The organism is Microbacterium sp. Soil_C_42 (assembly GCF_057656735.1).
Map to the genome: position 1 here is coordinate 1 of NZ_JBDGJU010000072.1, position 4,684 is coordinate 4,684.

General features: G+C 73.0%; 6 protein-coding genes and 1 riboswitch. Of the genes, 2 read left to right on the plus strand and 4 right to left on the minus strand.

The genetic code is table 11. From position 1 onward, the window contains the following. Positions 1-385: DAK2 domain-containing protein (locus tag AC3A46_RS19280; RefSeq protein ID WP_487666669.1), on the minus strand; the 385-nt coding region annotated here is incomplete at its 3' end. Positions 386-625: 240 nt separating this feature from the next. On the opposite strand from AC3A46_RS19280, the gene rpmB reads away from it, so the two are divergent. Next, positions 626-811, plus strand: coding sequence for a 50S ribosomal protein L28 (gene rpmB / locus AC3A46_RS19285; protein ID WP_033222871.1), 186 nt, complete (start codon positions 626-628; stop codon positions 809-811). A gap of 133 nt (positions 812-944) precedes the next feature. Here rpmB and thiD read toward each other — a convergent pair whose 3' ends face one another. The 3 genes from thiD to thiM form a co-directional block, all read right to left on the minus strand. Further along, positions 945-1,787: a bifunctional hydroxymethylpyrimidine kinase/phosphomethylpyrimidine kinase gene (gene thiD, locus AC3A46_RS19290; protein WP_487666670.1), complete on the minus strand. Its 843-nt coding sequence runs from the start codon at positions 1,785-1,787 to the stop codon at positions 945-947. Further along, entirely contained in the window at positions 1,784-2,458 is a 675-nt protein-coding gene (thiE, locus tag AC3A46_RS19295; protein WP_487666671.1) for a thiamine phosphate synthase, read from the minus strand. The genes thiD and thiE overlap by 4 nt, the downstream gene beginning before the upstream one ends. After that, positions 2,455-3,273, minus strand: a complete 819-nt coding sequence (gene thiM, locus AC3A46_RS19300) for a hydroxyethylthiazole kinase (protein ID WP_487666672.1) — start codon at positions 3,271-3,273, stop codon at positions 2,455-2,457. The genes thiE and thiM overlap by 4 nt, the downstream gene beginning before the upstream one ends. Next, a riboswitch (TPP riboswitch) is annotated at positions 3,264-3,358 on the minus strand. It overlaps the preceding gene by 10 nt. Positions 3,359-3,511: 153 nt before the next feature. On the opposite strand from thiM, the gene AC3A46_RS19305 reads away from it, so the two are divergent. Then, a partial coding sequence (locus tag AC3A46_RS19305) for a DNA polymerase III subunit gamma and tau (RefSeq protein WP_487666673.1) occupies positions 3,512-4,684 on the plus strand: 1,173 nt, incomplete at its 3' end.

Consider the following 4,684-nt stretch of genomic DNA (forward strand, 5'->3'; position numbering starts at 1 on the left):
CCCGCTCCCCCGGTTCGGCGGGCCCGGCGGGTTCGACATCGAGTACGTCGGCCACTCCGCGCAGCAGCTGCGCCAGGATCGTCCCGGAGTTCCCGCGGGCTCCCACCAGCGCCCCGTGCGCCCAGGCCCGTACGGCCTCGGCCAGGGAGGTGGTCCGCGCTGTGCCGTCGGTCACCTCGGGGAAGGCGTCGGCGAGGCCGCGGTCGGCCGATTCGGCGGTGAGGTAGAGGTTGGTGCCGGTGTCCGCGTCGGCGACCGGGTAGACGTTGATCGCGTCGATGTCCTCGCGGGCCCGGCCCAGCGCGGCCAGGGCGAGCGAGCTCCAGGTGCGCACCGCTTCGGCGTCGAGCTCGTCGGCGGGCTGCGGCTGAGGCTCGTGCGGCACCGGGCGTTCCTCCTTGTGCGGGCCAGGGTTCACCGCAGGGTAACGAAGGACCGCCCGGGCGTCGGGACCGCGGGGCGGGGGCAGCGGCGACCATGGTAGTTTTCTTGGACGGACGCAGTCGTTGTATGCTGCTCCGGTTGCCCGACGAGAGTCGGGCCATTCCCCCGGCAAACCACTTCAGATCTCTGAATCCGGTGCGCCGGTTTCACTGTAATTGCATCTGAAGTCTTGGAGTGACCTATGGCTGCCAACTGCGACGTTTGCGCCAAGGGGCCCAGCTTCGGCAACAACATCTCCTTTTCGCACCGCCGCACCTCGCGTCGCTGGAACCCGAACATCCAGCGCGTCCGTGCCGTGGTCAATGGGACGCCGAAGCGCCTCAACGCCTGCACCTCGTGCATCAAGGCCGGCAAGGTCTCGCGCTGACGCCTCCCGTCGTAGCGCAGCCCTTTCCGGTTGCCAAAAAGGCCGGTTCACCTCTGGTGAGCCGGCCTTTTGCCTTGTCCGGAGGCCCTGCCGACCGCCCGGCCGGACCTCCGGCCTGGCGGTCGGGTCGAGGTCAGCGCCACTGCCAGGCGTGATCCACCGGGCCGATGCCCCCGCCGAGCGCGAAGCCGGCGGCGATGGCGCCCGTGACGTACTCCTTGGCGGCCGTGACGGCCTCCGGGACGCTCAGTCCCTTGGCCAGGCCCGCCGCGATCGCGGAAGCGAGGGTGCAGCCGGTGCCGTGGGTGTGACGCGTCTCGACGCGTGCGCCGCCGACCTCGTGCACGGCGCCGTCGGCGGCCACGATCGCATCCGGGCAGTCCGCTCCGTCGAGGTGCCCGCCCTTGAGCAGCACCGTCGTGCCGGTGTCGCGGGCGAGGGTCTGCGCGTCGTCGACGGCCTGCGCCCACGAGGTCGCGCGGGCGCGACCGGTGAGGACCGCGAGCTCCGCGAGGTTCGGGGTCACCAGATCGACATCGCGGGCGAGCTCACGCAGGGCCTCCTCGGCCGCGGGGTCGAGCAGCCGGTCGCCGCTCGTCGCCACCATCACCGGGTCGAGCACCACGATCGGCGGGCGCACGCGGCCGAGCCATCGCCGGACGGTGCCGACGATCTCCGCCGACTGCAGCATGCCGATCTTGACCGCGTCGATCTCGACGTCGTCCGACACGGCATCCAGCTGCGCGGCGAGGAACGTCGTCGGCGGCACGTGCACGTCGCGCACGCCGCGGGTGTTCTGCGCGACGAGCGCGGTGACGACAGCCATGCCGTAGCCGCCGAGCGCGCCGATCGATTTGAGGTCCGCCTGCACACCGGCGCCGCCGGTCGGGTCGGTGCCGGCGATGCTCAGCACCCGCGGGATCGCCACCGTGCGAACCGGGGTCGGTGCGGACGCGGCGAGCGAGGTGCCGGTCACCGCGCGACCGCCTCGATCGAGGGCGCATCGGCCGCGTCCCGCAACGCGCGGGCCGCCGCGGCCGGGTCGTCCGCGCCGCAGATCGCGGAGACGACGGCGATGCCCGCGGCTCCGGCATCGCGGAGCGCCGCGACATCCGACTCGACGACTCCTCCGATCGCGACGCACGGCAGGTCGGTGCCCGCGGCGAACGCGGCGAAGCCCTCGACGCCGAGCGCCGGCGGGTGGTCGGGCTTCGTCGGTGTCGGCCGGATGACGCCGACGCCGAGGTAGTCGATCGTGCCGGAGCGGGGGAGATCTGCGGCAGCCCGGTGCTCCGCAGAGTTCGCGGTCCAACCGATCACGGCGTGCGCCCCGAGCAGCCGCCGTGCCGTCTCGGGCGGGAGGTCGCTCTGTCCCAGGTGGACCCCGTCGACGCGGGCACCGGCATCCCGGGCGGCGACGGCCACGTCGACGCGGTCGTTGACCAGGAGCAGGCAGCGGCGATCGATAACGTCCGAGAGGGCTCGCGCCTGGCGCATGAGCTCACGAGCCGTCACCGACTTCGCCCGCAGCTGCACGACGTCGATCCCCGCTCCCGCCGAAGCGTCGACCACGTCGAGCAGCCGGTCGAACGGCAGACGACCGTCGGTCACGAGGTGCAGCGCGAGGCGGGCGCCGAGCCCGCTCATCGGATCGCCAGCGCGTCGGCGACGCGCGTGTCGAGCTCGGCCGGTGCCGCGGCCACGGCGTCGAGCGCGTCGAGGAACGCCACGGCGAACGTGCCCGGTCCCTCCGTGCGGGCTGCGGCCCGTTCCGACGCGGCTGCGTACAGGACGGATGCCGCCACTGCAGCTTCGAACGGAGCGCACACGCCGACGAGCGCGGCCATCACCGCGCCGAGCGAACAGCCGCCACCTGTGACGCGCGTGAGGAGCGCATCCCCGCCGGGGACGCGGACCACCCGCTCGCCGTCGGTCACGAGGTCCACCGGGCCCGACACGGCCACCACGCCGCCGGTGCGCAGCGCGAGCGACCGCGCGGCGCCGGCTGCAGCATCCGTCCCGTCCGTCGCGTCGACGCCGCGACCGCCGCCGCCCTCGCCCGCCACGGCCAGGATCTCGGAGGCGTTGCCGCGGACGATGGCGGGACGGTGCTCGAGCAGTTCAGCGGCGAGAGCCGTGCGCACGGGCAGCACCCCGACCGCGACCGGGTCGAGCACCCACGGAGTCCCGGCGCGCACCGCTTCTCGCGCGGCTTCGCGCTGCTCGGCGGTGGGAGTGCCGAGGTTCACGAGCACGCCGTCGGCGACGCCGGCGAAGAGCCCTGCCTCGCCCGGGATGTCGCACATCGCGGGGGCGGCGCCCACCGCCAGGAGTGCGTTCGCGGTGTAGTTCGTCACCACCGCGTTCGTGATGCACTGCACCAGCGGCGAGGCCTCCCGCAGCGCCGTCAGCGCGGCGGCGGGGGAGAGGGCGGACAGGTGTGCTTCGGTGCGCGCGTTCATCGCGACATCCCTTCGCTCGCATGATCGAGATCAGGTTCGACGGGTGTGTTCTCAGCCCGCCGTGCGGGCACCCCGTGTCACTGCCGAGCAATCTAGCAGGGGATCCCGACGGGTCATCGCCGTGTGTCCTCGGTGTGCACCGTGCGCGTCCGGCCCGGTCGCCGGGCCCGTCGAGCTGCGGTGCGATCCGATGCGCTGCGCCTGCCGCAGTGTCGGCCCCACACCGTAGGCTGGGGGAGTGACCACCGCCCTCTACCGCCGCTACCGGCCCGAGTCGTTCGGCGAGATGATCGGGCAGTCGCAGGTCACCGAGCCGCTCATGACCGCGCTGCGCGGCGACCGGGTCGGTCATGCGTATCTGTTCTCGGGACCCCGCGGGTGCGGAAAGACCACGTCGGCGCGCATTCTCGCCCGCTGCCTCAACTGCGCGCAGGGTCCGACCGACACGCCGTGCGGCACGTGCGACAGCTGCGTCGAGCTCGGCCGTGGCGGCGGCGGTTCGCTCGACGTCGTCGAGATCGACGCGGCCAGCCACAACGGCGTCGACGACGCCCGAGACCTGCGCGAGCGCGCGGTGTTCGCGCCGGCCCGCGACCGCTTCAAGATCTTCATCCTCGACGAGGCGCACATGGTCACCCCGCAGGGCTTCAACGCCCTGCTCAAGCTCGTCGAAGAGCCGCCCGACCACGTGAAGTTCATCTTCGCCACGACCGAGCCCGAGAAGGTCATCGGCACCATCCGGTCGCGCACCCACCACTACCCGTTCCGGCTCGTGCCCCCGGCCGCGATGCTCGAATACGTCGAGCAGCTGTGCGCCCAGGAGGGTGTGAACGTCGAGCAGGGTGTCCTGCCGCTGGTCGTGCGCGCGGGCGGCGGATCGCCCCGAGACACCCTGTCGCTGCTCGACCAGCTCATCGCCGGCTCCGAAGACGCCAAGGTCACCTACGCCCGCGCCGTCGCGCTGCTGGGCTACACCCACGCCGAACTGCTCGACGAGGTGATCGACGCCTTCGCCGCCTCCGACGCCTCGGCCGCCTTCGCCGCGGTCGACCGCGTGGTGCAGACCGGACAGGACCCGCGTCGCTTCGTCGACGACCTGCTCGAGCGCCTGCGCGACCTCATCGTCGTGTCCGCGACCGGCCAGGGCGCCGCGGCGGTGCTGCGAGGAATCTCGGCCGAAGACCTCGCACGCATGCAGCGTCAGGCCGACGCGTTCGGTCCGTCGCGGCTGTCGCATATCGCCGACCTCGTCATCGCGACCCTCGACGACATGACCGGCGCCACCTCGCCGCGCCTGCAGCTCGAGCTGATGGTCGCCCGCGTGCTGGCGCGCGGCGCCGGCGCCGCTTCCGTCGCCGCGCCGGCGATGGCGGCTGCACCGGCTCCCAGCGCGACGGCTCCCGCCGCGCCC

Coding starts and splice junctions, on each gene's coding strand:
- rpmB (WP_033222871.1), top strand. CDS start 626: ATGGCTGCCAACTGCGACGTTTGCGCCAAGGGGCCCAGCTTCGGCAAC.
- thiE (WP_487666671.1), bottom strand. CDS start 2,458: ATGAGCGGGCTCGGCGCCCGCCTCGCGCTGCACCTCGTGACCGACGGT.
- thiM (WP_487666672.1), bottom strand. CDS start 3,273: ATGAACGCGCGCACCGAAGCACACCTGTCCGCCCTCTCCCCCGCCGCC.